This is a genomic window from Bradyrhizobium sp. 14AA (assembly GCF_054185205.1).
Genome location: NZ_JAVAYM010000008.1, coordinates 1 through 18,850, shown reverse-complemented (window position 1 = coordinate 18,850; position 18,850 = coordinate 1). Strand labels below are relative to the sequence as shown.

Sequence of the window (18,850 nt, the reverse complement as noted above, 5' to 3'; positions counted from 1 at the left end):
GGCTCGCATGACGGTTCTCTACAAGGCCAACATGGTTCGCGGCGCCGAGTGGGCGACATTCTTTGCGGAGCGCGCGCCCGATCTGCCGTTCCGGCTCTGGCCCGACATCGGCAATCCCGCTGATGTCCGTTATCTCGTGGCGTGGGTGCCACCAGATGACATCGCGACGACGTTCCCCAATCTCGAGCTGGTCTTCTCGGTCGGCGCGGGCGTGGATCAGTTCGACGCGACAAGGCTTCCGGCGCACATTCCGCTGGTCCGCATGCTGGAGCCCGGCATCGCCGAAACCATGGTGGAATACGTCACCATGTCCGTGCTCGCCCTGCATCGGGACCTCCTGCACTTCATCAACCAGCAGAAGGAGCAGGTCTGGCGCGAGATCCGGATCACGCCGGCGAAGCGGCGTCGTGTCGGCGTGATGGGGCTCGGCCAGCTTGGCCACGCCGTGCTCGATCGGCTCAAGGCATTCGGCTTTCCGCTATCGGGGTGGAACCGTTCGCCGCGCGAGATCGAAGGCGTCACCTGCCTTGCAGGCGCAGAAGCGCTGCCGGAGTTTCTCTCACGGGCCGACATTCTCGTCTGCCTGCTGCCGCTGACCGACGAGACGCGCGGCATCCTCAACGCCGATCTGTTCGCGCGCCTGCCGCGTGGAGCGTCTCTCGTCAATGTCGGGCGTGGCCCGCATCTCGTTGAGGCCGATTTCCTCGCGGCGCTCGACAGCGGCGTGCTCTCGGGGGCGGTGCTCGACGTCGCCGATCCCGAGCCGCTGCCTGCGGGTCATCCGTTCTGGAGCCATCCGCGCATCCTGCTGACGCCGCACAATGCCAGCATGACGACGCCGGATACCGCCGTCGATTTCGTGCTCGACGGGATCGCGCGTCACCGCCGCGGCGAAGAGCTGCCGGGGCGCGTCGATCGCACGCGTGGCTATTAGGGCAATCGCATGAGCATGGGCGCGAGCGGAGCTGACCAGGTGATCGCCGAAGCACAGGCTCCCGTGCTGTCCGTCGCAGGCCTCACCACATCCTTCCTGCGCGAGCGGCAATGGATTTCCGTCGTTCGCAATGTCTCGTTCGACATCGCCCCACGCGAAACCGTGGCGATCGTCGGCGAATCCGGTTCGGGCAAGAGCGTCACCGCGCTCTCGATCATGCGGCTCATCCCGAAGGAGAGCGGCCTTGTTGAGGGCCGCGTCATGCTGGCCGGCCGCGATCTCCTGACGCTGCCCGAAGCTGATATGAAGGACATCCGCGGCAACGACGTCGCCATGATCTTCCAGGAGCCGATGACGAGCCTCAATCCGGTGCTCACCATCGGCTTCCAGATCGCAGAAGCGCTGATCCAGCATCGCGGCCTGTCGCGCGCGGCGGCAGAGGCGGAGGCCATCCGCCTGCTCGATCGCGTCCGCATTCCCGCGGCAAAAGCCCGCTTCCACGAGCATCCGCACCGTTTCTCCGGCGGCATGCGCCAGCGCGTGATGATCGCGATGGCGCTCGCCTGCAAGCCGAAGCTTCTGATCGCGGACGAGCCGACCACCGCGCTCGACGTCACCATCCAGGCGCAGATCCTGGAGCTCTTGAAGGAGCTCCAGCAGGAAGAGGGGATGTCGATCCTCTTCATCACCCACGACATGGGCGTGGTCGCCGAGATCGCGGATCGGACCGTGGTGATGTATGGCGGGCAGGCGGTGGAGACGGATGCGACATCGCGCATCTTCGCCGCGCCCTCGCATCCCTACACGCGCGCATTGCTCGCGGCCGTGCCGCGGCTCGGCTCCATGGACGGACGCGCGCGGCCGATGCGGTTTCCGATCGTCGACAAGGTGACGGGCACCTCGGACGTGCCCGCGGAAACACCCGATACGGTCTCGACAGCCGAGCGTCCATTGCTCGAGGTCGCAGGCCTCACCACGCGCTTTCCGATTCGTTCCGGCCTGTTCGGAAAAGTTTCGGGTCGTGTCCATGCCGTCGAGAACATCTCCTTCACTCTGCGCGCCGGCGAGACGCTGGCGCTGGTCGGCGAATCCGGCTGCGGCAAGTCGACCACGGGCCGCTCCATTCTCAAGCTGATGGAGCCGGACAGTGGCACCGTCCTGATCGACGGTCAGGACGTGCTCGGCATGAACGGCCGCACCTTGCGTGACTTCCGCAAGCAGATGCAGATCGTGTTCCAGGATCCGTTCGCGAGCCTCAATCCGCGCATGTCGGTGGGAACGGCGATCGCGGCCCCGCTGCTCGCGAATGGACTTGCCTCGGCGTCGCAGGCGCGTGAGAAGGTCGCCGATCTCCTCGTTCGTGTTGGTCTCACCGCCGACATGGCCGCGCGCTTCCCGCATGAATTCTCCGGCGGCCAGCGCCAGCGCATCTGCATTGCGCGCGCGCTCGCGCTCGGGCCGAAGCTGATCGTCGCGGACGAGGCCGTCTCCGCGCTGGACGTCTCGGTCAAGGCGCAGGTCGTCAATCTGATGCTCGACCTTCAGGCCAGCATGGGCCTCGCCTATCTCTTCATTTCCCACGACATCGCTGTGGTCGAGCGCATGAGCCACCGCGTCGCGGTGATGTATCTCGGCGAGATCGTCGAGATCGGTCCGCGCGCTGCCGTGTTCGGTAATCCACAGCATCCCTACACGCAGAAGCTGATGGCCGCCGTGCCGGTGCCGGATCCGTCACGCCGAGGCACGAAGCGTGAAGCCTCCAACGACGAGATCAGAAGCCCGGTGCGGGCGCCGGATTACCAGCCGCCGGCCCGGCAATATCGCGAAATGTCACCGGGCCACGTCGTCCAGGTGTGGGGTGAGGAGTGGTCGGCCTGACTGCGGGCTTCACGAATCCTCCGGAAATCGTGACCGGATGGAGCGACAGGATACAGCGGTATGTGAACCGCTTCATAGTCCATCCCTCACGTTTTGAACTATCACATCGGCAAGAAATTGCCGCACCCGGAACTAGCTGACAGACACGGGTGAGTTGCAATGCCTGCGCAGCGGCGTGCGCGCAGCCTCGGATTGGCTTTCGCCTTCGCGAGCAAGTCAGCCCCATCACTCAGCACAGATCTTTCTGAAATTGGAATCAAGGGCATCGAGAACCGCGTCCCGGCAGATTCTATTCGGGGTCGGCCAGTAGGCTGCCAATTACTCAGAAGGAGCCCCCAATGAAGATCACCAGTGCAAGTTCGAGCGCATCGTCCCTCACAAGGTACGTCAGCGGTCTTGGGATCGCCCGTTCCAGTCTGATCAAGTCGGCCCATATCCTTGAAAGAATTGGGTTAGCGGCCGTTGGAGCCTCTTGCGGCCTCTATGTGGGTGCGACCCTGTTGCGTCAGAAAGGCGGACTGTTCGAAAGCGGCTGGATCGTGCTGATAACGATGCTCTATGGAGCTCTCAGTTATTATGTCGGGATTGATTTGTCCGGCAATGTCGCACGAAGGCCGAGATCGAGCATCTCGGATGAATGGAATGGTTCCGAGCCGGCTGAGATCATGAGTGCGGCCGGAACGTTCAGCGCGGCGATTGCCGCAACTCTGTCCGTCAGCATCCTTGTCCTTGATCAAAATCTACCTGACGGCCTGATAGGCTTTGTTGCCGGCTGTTGGGTGGTTGGTTCTTCGCTTCAAGTTGCGGCGGGCACGATGGCTCGCAGCCACGATGCACCCACGAACGAGCAATGAAGGAAGTGCGCTCTCGGAGAAACGTCCGCTTGGCATCGTACAGGAGCGCAAGTCGCAGTGTTGGTTCGGCTTCAGGTCTGGAGTGAGCCGTGACGACTCATCGCAACCTCTGTCGTCCAACGCTGCGCGCCAGCGATGTTTGGTAGCGCGGCCGTTCGCATCGAGCAGTGTCCCGGTCGAAGCCGTACCGGTACCAAATAACCTAAGTTATCGCGCAACAAACAAGACGTGCCATCATGGTGACGTTGGGATATTGTCCCCGCGCGCCGTGGTCCAAAATTCTGCTCACCGCCAACCAGACGATCGGTGGAGCCAATGCAGATTGAGGAGTGGCTCGGGAAGCTGGGGCTTGCGCAATACGCAGAGCGCTTTGCCCAAAACGGGATCGACATGGGCGTCCTTCCCGAATTGATGGACGAGGATTTCGACAAGCTCGGAGTCCTGCTCGGCCATCGCCGCAAAATGTTGCGTGCCATTGCCGACCTCGATCCAGCCGCGCTGATCGCATCGCCAGCTCCTCCTCACGACGCCGAGCGGCGGCATCTCACCGTCATGTTTTGCGATCTGGTCGGCTCGACTGCGCTTTCGGCGCGCCTCGATCCCGAGGATATGTGGGAAGTGATCCGGGCCTACCGCGCCGCCTGCGCGAGGGTCGTTGCTGCTTATGACGGCAGGATAGCCCGGTTCGTCGGTGACGGAATACTGGTCTATTTCGGCTATCCCCGCGCCCATGAGGATGATGCGGAGCGGGCAGTGCGAGCGGGCCTCGACATTGTCTCTGCGGTTGGGCAGCTCAAGACAGGCGCGGGCGAACGGGCTGAACTGCGGATCGCAATCGCGACCGGGCTTGTGGTGGTCGGCGACCTCATCAGCGGGGATGCGTCAGAGGAACACGCAACGATCGGCGATACACCGAACCTCGCCGCCCGGCTCCAGAGCCTGGCGGAGCCGGGAGCGGTCGTCGTTGCCTCGTCGACGCGTCGGCTGCTTGGCGATCTCTTCGCGTTTCGCAATCTCGGACGCCGCGAGGTCAAGGGAATAGCCGAACCCATCGCGGTCTGGGCGGTCGAGGGGGCGACCGCATCGGAGAGCCGCTTCGAGGCGGTCCGCGCGGCGCGCTCGATCGGTTTCGTCGGTCGCAAGGAGGAGATCGAATTCACGCTCGCGCGCCAGCGGCTGGCATGGCAGGGGCAGGGCCAGATGGTGTTGATTTCCGGCGAAGCGGGCATTGGCAAGTCGCGCATTGTCGCAACGTTGTCCGAAAGTCCCGCGTTGGGGACGCACCGGCGGGTGCGATATCAGTGTTCGCCCTATCACGCCAACAGCGCACTTCATCCCTTCGTCGCGCAGCTCGAGCGCGCAGCCGGCATCCGCTCGCACGACACGTCCGAGCAAAAGCTCGGCAAGCTCGAGGCGATGCTGGCGCTTGGAACGCAGCAGGTCGCGCGAGTGACGCCGCTCATTGCGGCTCTCCTTTCGATTCCAACCGGCGACCATTGTCCGCCGCTCGGTTTGAGCCCGGCGCAGCAGCGGCGGCAGACATTCGCCGCGCTTCTCGATCAGCTCGAGGGCTTGGCGCGAGAGCAGCCCCTGCTGATTGTCTGCGAGGACATGCACTGGGCCGATGCCACGACACTTGAACTGTTCGATCTCGGGGTCGACCGGATCCGGCGGCTGCCGATACTCGTGCTCATGACGTCCCGGCCGGAGTTCGAGCCCTCATGGTCCGGCCTTGGCAACGTCAGCCTGTTGCGGCTCGACCGGCTCGACCGGCAGGACACGCGCGCGCTGATCGAGCAGGTGGCCGTGGGTCGCCAACTGCCGCGCGAGATGATGAAGCAGATCATCGACAAGACGGACGGCATCCCGCTATTCGTCGAGGAATTGACCAAGATGGTGCTGGAGTCCGGAATGCTCGTCGAGGAATCCGGACGTTATCGTCTCGATAGTCCGCTCCCGCCGCTCGCCATTCCCGCGACGCTGCAGGATTCGCTGATGGCGCGGCTCGACCGGCTGGCTCCGGTCAAGGAGGTGGCGCAAATCGGCGCTGCCATCGGCCGCGATTTTTCATACGCGCTGCTGAGATATGTCGCGGGACGAGATGATCTGACGCTGGGCGCCGCGCTAGGGCAACTCGAGGAGGCGGAGCTGCTGGTGCGCCGCGGGACCCCGCCCGAAGCCAACTATAGCTTCAGGCACGCTCTCGTTCAGGAAGCAGCCTACGAGGGCCTGCTCAGGAGCAAGCGACAAATGCTTCACAAGCGCATCGGCGATGTCCTGCGCGAGAAATTTCCAGTCGTTGCGGAAACCGAGCCGGAAATTCTGGCGCACCACTTCACCGAGGCGGGACTGAGCGAGGTCGCCCTCGAATGGTGGCGCAAGGCGGGCCAGCAGGCACTGAAGCGCTCGGCCTATTCCGAGGCGATCGCACATCTCGGCAAGGCGGTCGCGACCGCCGATGAGTTGCCTGACGAGCCCCGCCGGATGATGAGCCGGCTGCATCTTCAAATCGCCTATGGCCGTGCCTTGCGGGGCAGCCTCGGGCACAGCGCCCCCGAAACGGTCGCGGCATGGACGCGGGCCCGACAGTTCGCAGCCGACATCAATGATCCGGTCGAGCTTGCGCCGATCCATTCGGGCCTCTTCAATGCCTGCCTGACACACGGCGAACTCGCTCCGATGCGAGAGCTGGCGGATGCCATCAAGAGCGCCGCCGACCGGCGGCCGGACTCACCGGTGGCCGCCGTCCTTGCACATTGGACCGGCGGGGTCACCTGTTGGTTCGGGGGCGATTACTTGAACGCGAGGGTTCATCTCGAGGAGGCACTGAAGATCTATGGTGCCGAGCCGGATCCGGCGACGCTCAGGGCTTCGGCGCTGGATCTCCCGTTCGTGATCATGAGGTTTCTTGCCCTGGTGCTTTGGCCGCTTGGCAGGATCGGCCGGGCACGCCGCCTCGCCAGTGCGGCGGTGAGTGCTTGCGGAGAAAAACGGGCGCTTTCCGAGGCCAATGCGCTCGTTCATCGCGCTGTGTTCGATGGACTGTGCGGGGGCATGTTGCAGCAAACGGAGACGATCCTGGCGCTCGGACTCGCGCGCGACCACACGATGCCGCTGTATGTGGCCGCCGGCACCTACCTGAATGGCCTCGCCAAATGGCGCGCCGGCGACCGGGCGACCGGACTGACGGAAATGCGCCGCGGCTGGACCTTGCTGCACGAGAATGACTGCTACCTCTGCGAACCGTTTTGGGGGATGCATGTCGCCATGGCGGACGCAGAGTCAGGCCAGCTCGAAATGGGGCTGGAAATCCTGAGCGAATTGATCGCATGGGCGGGGCAATCCGGCCAGCATTGGCTCGATGCCGAGCTGCACCGCGTCCATGGCGAGCTTTTGTTGCGCCATGACCCCCCAGACGAATCCGGTGCCGAAAATGCCCTCGAGCGAGCGCTGCAAATCGCACGAGGCCAGCAGGCGAAGACGTTCGAGCTGCGCAGCGCCCTTGGACTTGCGCGCCTGCACAGGATGAAGGGCCGAGTGGGTGCGGTCTCCGAAGCGCTCGCGCCCTTGCTCGCCGAATTCGATGCGGAGCGAGATCTTCCCGAAGTCGTGGAGGCGAGAGAGCTGCTCAGGCACAGCGCCAGGCGCGTGCCGTTTCCCTAGCTGGCCTTTTGGGAAGGCGTCACGAATTGACGTGCACGAAATCCCGCAGCAACGGATAGATCTCGTTGTTCCAGCGCTTGCCCGAGAACACGCCGTAATGGCCGACGCCGGCCTGCATGTGGTGGACGCGGCGATAGGCGCGCACGCCGGTGCAGAGGTCTTGCGCCGCCAGCGTCTGGCCGATCGAGCAGATGTCGTCCTTCTCGCCCTCGACCGTCATCAGCCCCATGCGGCTGACGGCCTTGGTGTTCACGGGACGGCCCCGATGCATCAGCTTGCCCTGCGGCAGCAGGTGCTCCTGGAATACGTCGCGCACGGTCTCGATGTAGAACTCCGCGGGCAGGTCCATCACCGCAAAATACTCGTCGTAGAAGGTCTTGATGCTGGCCGCCTTCTCCTTCTCGCCCTTGGCGATGTGGTTGGCGAGATCCATGTGCTGCTTGATGTGGCGCTCGAGATTCATCGAGACGAAGGCGGTGAGCTGCACGAAGCCCGGATAGACTTTCCGCAGCGCGCCGCGGCACTGCATCGGCACGTAGTTGATCAGGTTCCGCTCGAACCAGTCGATCGGCCTGCTCTTGGCGAACTCGTTGACCCTGGTCGGCTGGATGCGCGTGTCGATCGGCCCCGCCATCAGCGTCAGCGTTGCCGGCCGGGATGGGTGATTGCCCTCGCACATGATCGCGGCGGCGGCGAGCGCGGAGACCGACGGCTGGCAGATCGCGACCATGTGCGGGCGCGGGCCGAGCTGTCCCAGGAAGTCGATGAGATGCTCGGTGTAGTCGTCGAGCCCGAAGCGGCCCTCGCTGCGCGGGATGTCGCGCGGATTGTGCCAGTCGGTGATGTAGACGTCGTGGTCCTGCAGCAGCGTCTTCACGGTGCCGCGCAGCAGCGTGGCGAAGTGACCGGACATCGGCGCCACCAGCAGCATGCGGGGCTGCTCGGGCACGTCATGTTTCTTGAAATGCAGCAGCGAGCCGAACGGCGTCGCGTAGGCGATCTCCTCGGTGACGGCGACTTCGCGATTGCCGACCATCACGCTGTCGATGCCATAGGCCGGGCGGTGATAGGTGAGGGTGGAGCGCGAGATCAGCTCCAGCGCGGCCGACAGCCGGCCGACGACCTGGTCCGACATGCCCTGCGGTACCAGGTTGAGGAATTTGAGCGCGGACGAAGCCCCCGTCCGCCACGGCGCGGTCAGGTCCATATGGTTCTGAAAGGCCTGATAATACATCGACATCATACTGAAACGCCCACCCTTCCCGTGCTGCTATGCAATATCGAAGCCAAACGGGAGGTGGGCCGCCCGCGAAATTGGCACGTCGCTTGCTGCTTTATTTGCGGGAAGCGAGCACTTCCGGGAGGCCGGGCGGGGTGCAGGTCACAGGCGTTAAGGAAGGGCCATATGGCGAAGGCGACACTGACCATCAGCAGCAAGAACTACTCGTCCTGGTCGCTGCGTGGCTGGCTGCTGACGAAATTTTCCGGGCTCGATTTCGAGGAGAGCGTGACCGCGCCGGACGACGCGTCCGCGCGCGCCGAGATTCTCCTGCTGTCGTCCTCGATCCTGGTGCCGTGCCTGCGGCACGAGGGCGCCGTGGTCTGGGACACGCTGGCCATCGCCGAATACCTCAACGAGGCGATGCCGCATGCCGGGCTGTTGCCCGATGACCGCGTCCAGCGCGCGCATTGCCGCTCGATCTCAGGCGAAATCCACTCCGGCTTCACCACGCTGCGCGCCTCGCTGCCGGTGAATCTGAAGGGCCATTTTCCCGGCTTCAAGATCTGGTCGCGCGCGCAGGCCGACATCGACCGCGTCTGGTCCATCTGGCGCGACTGCCTGGAGAAGTCGGGCGGCCCGTTCCTGTTCGGCGAGCGGCGCACCATGGCGGATGCGATGTACGCCCCCGTGGTGACGCGCTTCGTGACCTATGACGTCAAGCTCGAGCCGCTGCTGAAGGCCTATGCCGATACCATCATGGCCATGCCCGAGATGAAGGAATGGATGGCTGCGGCGAAGGAAGAGCCCGCCGAGATCGAGGAGCTCGAGGTCGAATATTAGGCAGGTTTCGCGTCACCCTGCCTGTTTTGGGAGCGGGGCCCGGGCTGCCGCGCCCGTCCGTCATCTCATTGAATCCGTTAACTTTTGCCGCCCGTTTCTGATCCGGGTCAATCCACGTGCTGCGCAGATATTGTATGCAGGCGCGGCTCGGTTGCGACATCTAGCCGTGAACAGGCGTGGACACGGCGTTACGGCTGATTCGGACGTGATTCGTTCGGGCCGCGTTCCGTTCGTTAAGGCGGAGCGCGGCCCCGTTGCATTTTGAGACAGGCTTGAGCCAGACTTTAAGCTGGGCTTGGGCGCTCCTCAGGCCACGCCGGAATGCTTCACGCGCGGCAGGCGCCAGCCGATGACGGTCGCTTCGACCGCGATACCGGCCTCGCGGTTCTGCCAGCGTCCGCCGACATATTGGCAGGCGAACGGAAGTTGATACGTTCCGCTGTGGTCCTCGCACAGCACTTCGACTGCAAGGCCGGGTGGCGGTTCGCCGGCGCCATCGAATTCCGCCAGACGTCTATCACGCGTTGCCATTGTAAAAATCTCCCCTAAACAAAGCCGCGGAAGGAGTGCCCATGTCCTCCGCATGCGGATCATCGTTCCCCGTCCAAGGGAACAGGCGCAAGCACAACGCGAGAATGCGGTGCGAGTGTGGTAGCCTCACGCGGCTGCGCGCAATCGGCGCACATTGCCGTGATTAATTTGACGAGGAACTGCATGCTGCTTCGAAGCGCCGGTGTTTGTTTCCTGATGTTGCTGCTCGCCACGCTGGCGATTGCGCCGCTCCGCGCGCAGGACGTGCCCGGCATCGAGATCTGCACCGTCGAGAAGACCTGGGAGCGGCGCACCAGCTGTCTCCAGAGCAATGTCGATTTCCTCCAGAAGACGATCGCCAAGCTCACCCTCGATCATCAGCAGAAGCTGGACGCGGCGGGTCGCCAGATCGACGCGCTGAAGACGAGCGTTGCCGGCCTGCAGAAGACGCTCGGCGATCTCCAGGCCGCGCAGGTGAAGGTGGCCGACGACGTGAAGAAGAAGCAGGACGCGCCGCCGCCCAAGGACGCGAAATGAAGGCACCCGTCTCCCGGACGCGGCGCAGCGTGAATTTGGCGAGATAGGCGCCGGCCTAGCAGTGCACCACGCGAAGAGGCGGCGCGCTGCACTGCATCCGGGGCACGAGAGCAATTCCGGTCGAGCTCGGAGCAATCGCCAAACGCTTCATCGCGCACGCCGCTGCGACAGCAGCGCGCAACGCTGGCATACCGTGCCGCTTGCTTGGCAAGCCGAGGCGACTTTGCCATAACCGCAGGCAAATCTTGCGTGTGGGGCCCGTGCCGGACATCCCGTGCAAGTCATAACAAGCAGCCGGGAGGGTCCCAAAATGTCTGACGTCCGCGTCCTCGCCACCGACCTCGAATTTCCCGAAGGGCCGGTCGTGATGCCGGACGGCTCGGTCGTGCTGGTGGAGATCCGCGGCCAGCGCCTGACCCGCGTTTATCCCGACGGCCGCAAGGAGATCGTGGCGAAGATTCCAGGCGGCCCGAACGGCGCCGCGCTCGGCCCCGACGGCAAGATCTACATCTGCAACAATGGCGGCTTCTCCTGGATTCCGACCCGCAACATGATCATGCCGGGCCCGCAGCCGGACGACTATCTCGGCGGCTCGATCCAGCGCGTCGATCTGCAATCCGGCAAGGTCGAGACCGTCGTGACGAAGTGCGGCGAGCATGATCTGCGCGGGCCGAACGACCTCGTCTTCGACAAGCAGGGCGGCCTGTGGTTCTCCGATCTCGGCAAGCGCCGCGCCCGCGAGATGGATGTCGGCGGCATGTACTATCTCAAGCCCGGCATGAAAGAGATCGTCGAAATCGTGCACGGCGTGCTGCCGGCCAACGGCATCGGCCTGTCGCCGGATGAAAACACCGTCTACATCGCGGAAACGCCGACCGGGCGGCTCTGGGCCTATGAGCTGTCCGCGCCGGGCACGCTGAAGCCGCGCGACGCGATCTATCGCGGCGAACGCGGCAAGCCGATCTGCGGCCTCGGCGGCTACCAGATGTTCGACTCGCTCGCCGTGGAGGCGAACGGCAATGTCTGCGTCGCCACCCTCGTCTCCGGCTGCATCTCGGTGATCGCGCCCGACGGCACGCTGGTCGAGCAGGTCCCGACCGGCGACCGCGTCACCACCAACATCGCCTTCGGCGGCCCCGAGCTGAAGACCGCCTACATCACGCTGTCAGGCAAGGGCGAGCTGATCGCCATGGACTGGCCGCGCGGCGGATTGCCGCTCAATTTCCTAAACAAATAAACGGTGCTAGTTACCGTCATTGCGAGCGGAGCGAAGCAATCCAGGAATGCCTCTGCGGAGATGGTCTGGATTGCTTCGTCGCTTCGCTCCTCGCAATGACGTAAGGAGACAACCTCAATGCCCTGGCCTGACCCCATCACCCTGCGCGGACAGCACGCCCGTCTCGAGCCGCTGTCGCACCAGCATCTCGACGGGCTGGTGGCAGCGGTCAAGGACGGCGAGCTGTCAAAACTCTGGTACACGGCGATCCCGCTGCCGGAGAACATGGGCAAGGAGATCGACCGGCGCCTCGGCCTGCAGGCCGCGGGCTCGATGCTGCCGTTCACCGTGTTCGATGCCGGCGGCAACATCGTCGGCATGACGACCTACATGAACATCGATGCCGCCAACCGCCGCGTCGAGATCGGCTCGACCTGGTACGGGACAAGCGCGCAGCGCGGCCCGCTCAACACGCAGTGCAAATTGCTGCTGCTGCGCCACGCCTTCGAGACGCTGAACTGCATCGCGGTGGAATTCCGCACGCACTTCTTCAATCACCAGAGCCGCCGCGCCATCGAGCGCCTGGGCGCCAAGCAGGACGGCATTCTGCGCAGCCATCAGGTGACGCCGAATGGCACGCTGCGCGACACCGTGGTTTACAGCATCACCGCCGCCGAATGGCCGACGGTGCAAACGCATTTGAACTATCAACTCAACGACAAGCCGCGCTAGGGGCGGCCGAGGCACCATGGACAGATTTGATTATGTGATCGTCGGCGCGGGCTCCGCGGGTTGCGTGCTCACCAGCCGGCTGAGCGAAGACCCGAACGTGAGCGTCTGCGTGCTGGAAGCCGGGCCCAGCGACTGGCATCCCTACATCCATCTGCCGGCGGGCTTCATCAAGACCTTTCACATGAAGAGCATCAACTGGGCCTACCAGCAGGAGGTGGGACCCTACACCGGCGGGCGCAGCATCTACGCGCCGCGCGGCAAGACGCTCGGCGGCTCGTCCTCGATCAACGGCCACATCTACAACCGCGGCCAGCGCATGGATTTCGACACCTGGGCGCAGATGGGCAATCGCGGCTGGGGCTATGCCGACGTGCTGCCCTACTTCCGGCGGCTCGAGAAACGCGTCGGCGAGGGCGAGGACACCTATCGCGGCCGCGAGGGCAATCTCACCGTCACGACGATGGACTGGCGCGATCCGCTCTGCGAAGCCTTCATGGAAGGCGCGGTCTCGCTCGGCATTCCCCGCAACCCCGATTACAACGGCAAGACCCAGGAAGGCGTCTCCTACTGCCAGCGCACCATCGACAAGGGCCTGCGCGTCTCCGGCTCGACTGCGTTCCTGAAGCCCGCGATGAAGCGGCCCAACGTGCATGTGCACACCCATGCGCACGCGACCGAGATCATCTTCGAGGGCAAGCGTGCCGTCGGCGTGCGCTACACCAAGGGCGGCCGCGGCGGCACGCCGGTGGAGGTGCGCGCCAACAAGGAAGTGATCCTGTCCGGCGGCACCTATAATTCACCGCAGCTGCTCCAGCTCTCCGGCGTCGGCTCGCCCGATCTGCTGCAGCAGCACGGCATCGCCGTGCGTCATGCGCTGCCCGTTGGCGAAGGTCTTCAGGACCACTACGCCCCGCGCACAGTAGCGCGCGTCAAAGACATCAAGACCATCAACGAGCTTCGCCGCGGCTTCTCGCTGTGGATCGAGGCGCTGAAATGGGCGACGGCGCGCAAAGGTCTGCTCTCGCTGTCGCCGACCATGGTCTATTGCTTCTGGCATTCCGGCGAGAGCGCCGACTCGTCCGACCTCCAGCTCACCTTTACGCCGGCGTCCTACAAGGAAGGCGTGCAGGGCCAGCTCGAGGATGAACCCGGCATGACGGTGGCCTCCTGGCAGCAGCGCCCGGAGAGTCGCGGCTATGTCCGCATCCGTTCCAACGATCCGTTCGCGCCGCCGATCATCCAGACCAACTATCTCGACGCCGAGCTCGACCGCCGCGTCATCGTCGGCGGCATGAAGCTCGCGCGGCGCCTGCTGAAGTCGGCGCCGCTCTCGCCCTATTACGCCTATGAGGATTTTCCCGGCCCCAACATCAACACCGACGACGAATTCCTCGCCGCTGCCACCGAGCGCGGCACCACCACCTTCCACCCCGGCTGCACTTGCCGCATGGGCCCGGCGGATAGCACGTGGGCGGTGGTCGACGACCAGCTCCGCGTCCACGGCCTCGAAGGCCTCCGCGTCATCGACGCCTCGGTCATGCCCCGCATGATCTCGGCGAACCTCAATGCATCCACGATGATGATCGCCGACCGTGCCTCGGACCTGATCCGCGGCAAGCAGCCGATGGAAGCCGCGCGGATTCCGGATGCCGCGGTGGCGTGAGGTGATTGAGCCCTGGCGTCAGATCATCGATGAACGGGAACGCCTTCTTCTCAAAGAGGAGTTAAGGAAGGAGATTGATGATCGGCACCCGCTTGCCGGTTTGGAGGTCAAGGTGCACGCCAGGCGAGATGACCGCGACGACGTTCTTGTCTCACTGGAGGATGGAAGAGTGGCCGAAGTTCATTTGACTTGGTCCGGCAAGAAGGATGCACATCCAAGCTGGCCCAGACAGTCATTCTCGGATCCATGGAAGAATGGCAGACGAAAGCTGCAGGCGATTTGTCGTAGCTCGCAGGCTAATTGGCCAAGAAGAAAGGCGCCGTAAGGTGGTTAGATCTGCGTAGGGTGGGTTAGCGAAGCGTAACCCACCGCTTCTGTCGATGCGGAGACAAAAGAGGTGGGTTACGCTGACGCTAACCCACCCTACGATTTCGCCCGTCGCACGAGCCACAATCCATGGAAGATCATCCCCTTCTTGAAATCGTGACGAAATGGCCCGGTCGCCGGCCGACGCAAGCCGCGTTCGAGGCGCTTGGGTTCTCGCTCCACAAGGCGGGCAGGACGAACTTATCCAATTCTGCGGAGCGCAATGTTCGGATCTGCTCAACCGATATTGGGACGAAGTCGCGATCGAAACGATGCAGTCGCTTGGACAGGGTAATCCTGACGGACGGACTTTCGCCATCGTGCCGAAATATCGCTCCGCCCTTCTGGACGAACTCTTTGCCGCCAGGGATTATGTCGAGCCGCCGTTCGCAGCTCCGCCGCTCATCAAATGCGTTTTCGAACACCTTCGAAGAGTCTACCAGGATCAGGCGTTTCGCGAGAGCCGGATAGCTCGCTTAAGTGCATTGCAGATGGCGGAAGCCGAGCGTCTTCGCATCGATCCCGCCGGCGGAATTCGAACGAAAAAGGACGTCATTCCCTTCCTCGAACAATTCTGTGGCGACTTGGGATATGAAGGCCGCTCCCGGAATCGATGGCAGAAGAAGGTCGGCGGCTGCCTCGTCTTCGAGGTTGGCGTGTGGCTCGGCGGAAATGCCTTTCGCATGCGGTCTCCGCTCAAGTTTCGCATCGTCCACGTGCGCGAGCCAAAATACGCATTCGAGACCGAGGGGGCTGCAGTGTTGGGGCGACTTGTCCCGGGAGCGGACTTGTATGCACGATGGGGCAGCGATCTTGAATACGTTCTCGGCATCAGAGCTCTCATCGAGCTGTTCAATGTCATCGCAGGCACATTCGAGACTGCCTTGGCGAGCGGTTCATGACACGTCACAAGACGAGAAGCGGAGAGTCCCTGATCGCGGCATCCCGCGTTTGGGCCCTTCTCGTTCTGTTGGCATTTGCCACGGGGCCTGTCGCAGCCGACGATCGAAACGGGGACGTGTCACCCGCGTTTTTCGATTGCTGGGAGCCCGAGCTGGACATCAAGCAGTGCGCGACAATCGGTCCCGATGGCCGGCCGCGCCTGACAAGTTCCTATCTGTCGCGGCTTCAATTTGCGCCTGATGGCTTGGCGCGAGTCCTGCTGTACGGCGCCGGCAAAAAGAAGGGCCAATGGTTTTACGTGCGACGCGGGGGACCGCTCGTGCCGGTCGAAACCTACGACAACGGTGCTGATGATTTCGTGGATGGTCTTGCGCGGTCTCGGGTTGGCGGCAAGATCGGATATATCGATCGCAATCTCGATCTCGTCATCCCCGCCATCTACGACGGAGCCTATCCGTTCGAGAAAGGCGTGGCCGTGGTCTGTGTCGCTTGCGCGCTGGTCTCAGATGGGGCGCATCATTGGTACGAAGGCGGGCAGTGGGGCCGGATTGATCCCATGGGACGCGTGGTCGTGCCGTTCCAGTCTTGGGACGTATGGAAAACGCAGCAGCGTTAGTCCGTAGCCCGGATGGAGCGCAGCGCAATCCGGGACAGCTACTTCGATCCGCACACTGTTCCCGGATTTCGCTGCGCTCCATCCGGGCTACGAGCGGCTGCGTGGGAAGCGTCGGGCAAAACACCCCGTACCTCGTCAACCCCTCTCCTCAAAAATATTCCACTTTACCGAAATTCGGAATTGCGGCATATATCGAAACAGCCCGGCCCGACGAAGAGGGGCGGTTCGCGAGTCGTTCGAAACGCGGGCTGGGTTGCGGTGGACGCGGCAGCGTCGGCACGAGAGGGTGCGGGCAGGGCGGGTAGTCCCTGTGAGTCCGAAACCGCGTGCGGACGAGCGGTGCTGAACGCGTACGGCAAAACCGTGTGGTCCTGGCCGTCGTTGCTACGGTCAAGCCTCGGCGGATGCGGCAGTCGCGTCAACCGGCGCGGTGCTGGTGAATTTCGCTGGGGTGAGGGAGGCCAGAGGGAACTCGGCTCCCGGGAGAGCACGGCATAAGCCGTCCGACCACTGCGCAGGGAAGGCCGAGTGATTGGCTACACCTGTATGCTGCTGTGCGGTTTCTCTGCGCTACATTCGCGCAGCAGACCGCGGGTGCCGGTCGGCACCCGGCCTTCCCTGCGCCCTCTTTCTTCGGAGCGGCGAGGAATGAAGCAAAGCTCGGGCGAGATGAGCCGCGAGGATGCGAAGGTGTGTCTGCAGGTCGAGGTATGATTCGGAGAGCGACGCCATTGCCCCTTGCTCCGTCATTGCGAGCGCAGCGAAGCAATCCAGACTGTTTCTGCAGCGGGATTCTGGATTGCTTCGCTGCAATGACGATGTGGAGAGAGCTCGCGAATGTCTCCCCAACGTCGTCCTGGCGAAAGCCAGGACCCATTACCCCAGGGAGTGGTTTGGCGAAGACTGGTCGTCCGGTACGCCGACTATCCGCAATCGATACATCACGCGGTATGGGTCCTGGCTTTCGCCAGGACGACACCGAGTGTGGTCGGCAGCGAGGCCTACACTTCCCGTCTGCTCAGAAACGCCAGCCGTTCGAACAGGTGCACGTCCTGCTCGTTCTTCAGCAGCGCGCCGTGCAGCGGCGGGATCAGTTTGCGCGGGTCGCGTTCGCGCAGTTGCTCGACACTCATGTCTTCGTTGAGCAGCAGCTTCAGCCAGTCGAGCAGCTCCGACGTCGACGGCTTCTTCTTCAGGCCGGGCACCTCGCGCACCTCGAAGAAGATGCGCAGAGCCTCTTCCACCAGGCGCTTCTTGATGCCGGGGAAGTGGACGTCGACGATGCGGCCCATCGTGTCGGCGTCGGGGAACTTGATGTAATGGAAGAAGCAGCGGCGCAGGAAGGCGTCCGGCAGCTCCTTCTCGTTGTTGGAGGTGATCATCATGATCGGGCGCTGCTTGGCCTTGATCGTCTCGCCGGTCTCGTAGACATGGAATTCCATGCGGTCGAGCTCGAGCAGCAAATCGTTCGGGAATTCGATGTCGGCCTTGTCGATCTCGTCGATCAAGAGCACGGGGCGCTGCTCGGCGGTGAACGCCTCCCACAGCTTGCCGCGCTTGATGTAGTTCTTGATGTCGGATACGCGCGCATCTCCGAGCTGGCTGTCGCGCAGGCGCGACACCGCGTCGTATTCGTAGAGGCCCTGCTGGGCCTTGGTGGTGGACTTGATGTGCCAGGTGAGCAGCGGCGCGTTCAGCGCCTTCGCCACTTCCTCGGCCAGTACGGTCTTGCCGGTGCCAGGCTCGCCCTTGATGAGGAGCGGGCGCTCCAGCACGATCGAGGCATTGACGGCGACCTTGAGGTCCTCGGTCGCAACATAGTCCTTGGTGCCGGTAAATTTCATTGCGCGTCCTTGTTGGTCGTCGTCCCGGGCATCGCCACTTTCATTGCCCTGGTCGCGACATGGGAACGGCCGCTCATGGCGGCCGTTCCTGGTTCGGTCAGGCTTTCAGACCCGTTTTATCAGCGAAAGGATGACGAGCACAATCACCGCGCCGATGGTGGCATCGACGATGGCGCCGACCGTGCCCGTTGCCAGCTGGATGTGCAGCTGGGGCAGCACCCAGCTTGCAACCAGCGCACCGATAATGCCGACCACCATGTTGCCGATCAGCCCAAATCCCGCCCCGTGGACAATCTTGCCGGCAAGCCAGCCGGCGATCGCGCCGATGATGAGTGCTGCGAGAATTCCCATTGCAAACGTCCCCAAAACAACCCCGTGAGGCCGCCAATTCTAGAGCAAAAAGCCTCCCGGTCCAGCGCTCAAGGGGGACTTGCGCCCCTTGACGTTCGCCACCCGACGGGCAATCTGTCACCCATGTTCTTGCAATTCTTCACCTCTCTGCGCGACGCGCAGGTCCCCGTGACGCTGCGCGAATACCTCACGCTGATGGAGGCGCTCGACGCTGATCTGTCGGACTACTCGGTCGAGAATTTCTACTACCTGTCGCGCACGTCCCTCGTGAAGGACGAGCGCAACCTCGACAAGTTCGACCGCGTCTTCGGCACGGTGTTCAAAGGGCTGGAAAACCTGCTCGACGCCATGGAGAAGGCCGAGATCCCCGAGGAGTGGCTGAAGAAGCTCGCCGAGAAATACCTCTCCGAGGAAGAGAAGAAGCAGATCGAGGCCATGGGCTGGGACAAGCTCATGGAGACGCTGAAGAAGCGCCTCGAGGAGCAGAAGGGCCGGCACCAGGGCGGCTCGAAGTGGATCGGCACCGCCGGCACTTCGCCGTTCGGCGCCCACGGCTACAATCCCGAAGGCGTCCGCATCGGCCAGGAGAAGAACCGCAACAACCGCGCCGTGAAGGTGTGGGACAAGCGCGAGTTCAAGGATCTCGACGGCAATGTCGAGCTCGGCATCCGCAACATCAAGGTGGCGCTGCGCCGCCTGC

The 18,850-nt window shown here is 63.5% G+C and carries 15 protein-coding genes and 1 pseudogene; 12 read left to right on the top strand and 4 right to left on the bottom strand.

The features are described 5' to 3' along the window. Positions 1–7: 7 nt before the first annotated feature. The 4 genes from RAD15_RS16340 to RAD15_RS16325 all read left to right on the top strand — a co-directional run bounded on the left by RAD15_RS16340 (position 8) and on the right by RAD15_RS16325 (position 7,329). Positions 8–934 carry a 2-hydroxyacid dehydrogenase gene (locus tag RAD15_RS16340; RefSeq protein WP_458179163.1) on the top strand — a complete coding sequence of 309 codons (927 nt, stop codon included), beginning with the start codon at positions 8–10 and terminating at the stop codon, positions 932–934. Positions 935–943: 9 nt separating this feature from the next. Then, a complete protein-coding gene (locus RAD15_RS16335) occupies positions 944–2,812 on the top strand; it encodes an ABC transporter ATP-binding protein (protein ID WP_458179161.1) in 1,869 nt (622 codons plus the stop codon). A 338-nt stretch (positions 2,813–3,150) separates the two neighbouring features. Further along, a complete protein-coding gene (locus RAD15_RS16330; RefSeq protein WP_458179159.1) occupies positions 3,151–3,666 on the top strand; it encodes a hypothetical protein in 516 nt (171 codons plus the stop codon). A 315-nt stretch (positions 3,667–3,981) separates the two neighbouring features. Then, positions 3,982–7,329 carry an adenylate/guanylate cyclase domain-containing protein gene (locus RAD15_RS16325; protein WP_458179157.1) on the top strand — a complete coding sequence of 1,116 codons (3,348 nt, stop codon included), beginning with the start codon at positions 3,982–3,984 and terminating at the stop codon, positions 7,327–7,329. Positions 7,330–7,348: 19 nt separating this feature from the next. Here RAD15_RS16325 and RAD15_RS16320 read toward each other — a convergent pair whose 3' ends face one another. Next, entirely contained in the window at positions 7,349–8,572 is a 1,224-nt protein-coding gene (locus RAD15_RS16320) for a polyhydroxyalkanoate depolymerase (protein WP_458179155.1), read from the bottom strand. Between the two features lie 162 nt (positions 8,573–8,734). Here RAD15_RS16320 and RAD15_RS16315 point away from each other — a divergent pair, with 162 nt between their 5' ends. Continuing rightward, the gene (locus RAD15_RS16315) at positions 8,735–9,391 is read left to right on the top strand and encodes a glutathione S-transferase family protein (protein WP_458179153.1); all 657 of its coding nucleotides are present in this window, start codon (positions 8,735–8,737) and stop codon (positions 9,389–9,391) included. Between the two features lie 306 nt (positions 9,392–9,697). On the opposite strand, the gene RAD15_RS16310 is transcribed toward RAD15_RS16315, so the two are convergent. After that, positions 9,698–9,922, bottom strand: a complete 225-nt coding sequence (locus tag RAD15_RS16310) for a hypothetical protein (protein ID WP_458179151.1) — start codon at positions 9,920–9,922, stop codon at positions 9,698–9,700. Between the two features lie 183 nt (positions 9,923–10,105). Between RAD15_RS16310 and RAD15_RS16305 the strand changes: the two genes are divergently transcribed. From RAD15_RS16305 to RAD15_RS16280, 6 genes are all read left to right on the top strand, one after another. Then, positions 10,106–10,459 (top strand): hypothetical protein, encoded by a 354-nt coding sequence (locus RAD15_RS16305; RefSeq protein ID WP_458179149.1) that lies wholly within the window; start codon positions 10,106–10,108, stop codon positions 10,457–10,459. Between the two features lie 310 nt (positions 10,460–10,769). Next, positions 10,770–11,696, top strand: a complete 927-nt coding sequence (locus RAD15_RS16300) for an SMP-30/gluconolactonase/LRE family protein (RefSeq protein WP_458179147.1) — start codon at positions 10,770–10,772, stop codon at positions 11,694–11,696. A gap of 117 nt (positions 11,697–11,813) precedes the next feature. Beyond that, positions 11,814–12,407: a GNAT family N-acetyltransferase gene (locus RAD15_RS16295; RefSeq protein ID WP_458179145.1), complete on the top strand. Its 594-nt coding sequence runs from the start codon at positions 11,814–11,816 to the stop codon at positions 12,405–12,407. Positions 12,408–12,423: 16 nt separating this feature from the next. Further along, positions 12,424–14,070: a GMC family oxidoreductase gene (locus RAD15_RS16290; protein WP_458179143.1), complete on the top strand. Its 1,647-nt coding sequence runs from the start codon at positions 12,424–12,426 to the stop codon at positions 14,068–14,070. 491 nt (positions 14,071–14,561) lie between these two features. Further along, on the top strand, positions 14,562–15,338 hold the full coding sequence (locus RAD15_RS16285; protein WP_458179141.1) for a hypothetical protein: 777 nt from the start codon (positions 14,562–14,564) through the stop codon (positions 15,336–15,338). Continuing rightward, the gene (locus RAD15_RS16280; RefSeq protein ID WP_458179139.1) at positions 15,335–15,955 is read left to right on the top strand and encodes a WG repeat-containing protein; all 621 of its coding nucleotides are present in this window, start codon (positions 15,335–15,337) and stop codon (positions 15,953–15,955) included. The genes RAD15_RS16285 and RAD15_RS16280 overlap by 4 nt, the downstream gene beginning before the upstream one ends. A 1,001-nt stretch (positions 15,956–16,956) precedes the next feature. Here the strand turns inward: RAD15_RS16280 and RAD15_RS16275 are convergent. Both RAD15_RS16275 and RAD15_RS16270 read right to left on the bottom strand, forming a co-directional pair. After that, positions 16,957–17,799 carry an AAA family ATPase gene (locus RAD15_RS16275; protein WP_128950190.1) on the bottom strand — a complete coding sequence of 281 codons (843 nt, stop codon included), beginning with the start codon at positions 17,797–17,799 and terminating at the stop codon, positions 16,957–16,959. 105 nt (positions 17,800–17,904) lie between these two features. Continuing rightward, on the bottom strand, positions 17,905–18,150 hold the full coding sequence (locus tag RAD15_RS16270; protein WP_458179137.1) for a GlsB/YeaQ/YmgE family stress response membrane protein: 246 nt from the start codon (positions 18,148–18,150) through the stop codon (positions 17,905–17,907). Between the two features lie 123 nt (positions 18,151–18,273). Between RAD15_RS16270 and RAD15_RS16265 the strand changes: the two are divergent. Beyond that, a pseudogene (locus RAD15_RS16265) lies at positions 18,274–18,850 on the top strand (VWA domain-containing protein); the annotation flags it as partial.

Coding starts and splice junctions, on each gene's coding strand:
- RAD15_RS16275 (WP_128950190.1), bottom strand. CDS start 17,799: ATGAAATTTACCGGCACCAAGGACTATGTTGCGACCGAGGACCTCAAG.
- RAD15_RS16325 (WP_458179157.1), top strand. CDS start 3,982: ATGCAGATTGAGGAGTGGCTCGGGAAGCTGGGGCTTGCGCAATACGCA.
- RAD15_RS16340 (WP_458179163.1), top strand. CDS start 8: ATGACGGTTCTCTACAAGGCCAACATGGTTCGCGGCGCCGAGTGGGCG.
- RAD15_RS16330 (WP_458179159.1), top strand. CDS start 3,151: ATGAAGATCACCAGTGCAAGTTCGAGCGCATCGTCCCTCACAAGGTAC.
- RAD15_RS16305 (WP_458179149.1), top strand. CDS start 10,106: ATGCTGCTTCGAAGCGCCGGTGTTTGTTTCCTGATGTTGCTGCTCGCC.
- RAD15_RS16285 (WP_458179141.1), top strand. CDS start 14,562: ATGGCCCGGTCGCCGGCCGACGCAAGCCGCGTTCGAGGCGCTTGGGTT.
- RAD15_RS16290 (WP_458179143.1), top strand. CDS start 12,424: ATGGACAGATTTGATTATGTGATCGTCGGCGCGGGCTCCGCGGGTTGC.
- RAD15_RS16315 (WP_458179153.1), top strand. CDS start 8,735: ATGGCGAAGGCGACACTGACCATCAGCAGCAAGAACTACTCGTCCTGG.
- RAD15_RS16300 (WP_458179147.1), top strand. CDS start 10,770: ATGTCTGACGTCCGCGTCCTCGCCACCGACCTCGAATTTCCCGAAGGG.
- RAD15_RS16335 (WP_458179161.1), top strand. CDS start 944: ATGAGCATGGGCGCGAGCGGAGCTGACCAGGTGATCGCCGAAGCACAG.
- RAD15_RS16295 (WP_458179145.1), top strand. CDS start 11,814: ATGCCCTGGCCTGACCCCATCACCCTGCGCGGACAGCACGCCCGTCTC.
- RAD15_RS16280 (WP_458179139.1), top strand. CDS start 15,335: ATGACACGTCACAAGACGAGAAGCGGAGAGTCCCTGATCGCGGCATCC.
- RAD15_RS16270 (WP_458179137.1), bottom strand. CDS start 18,150: ATGGGAATTCTCGCAGCACTCATCATCGGCGCGATCGCCGGCTGGCTT.
- RAD15_RS16310 (WP_458179151.1), bottom strand. CDS start 9,922: ATGGCAACGCGTGATAGACGTCTGGCGGAATTCGATGGCGCCGGCGAA.
- RAD15_RS16320 (WP_458179155.1), bottom strand. CDS start 8,572: ATGATGTCGATGTATTATCAGGCCTTTCAGAACCATATGGACCTGACC.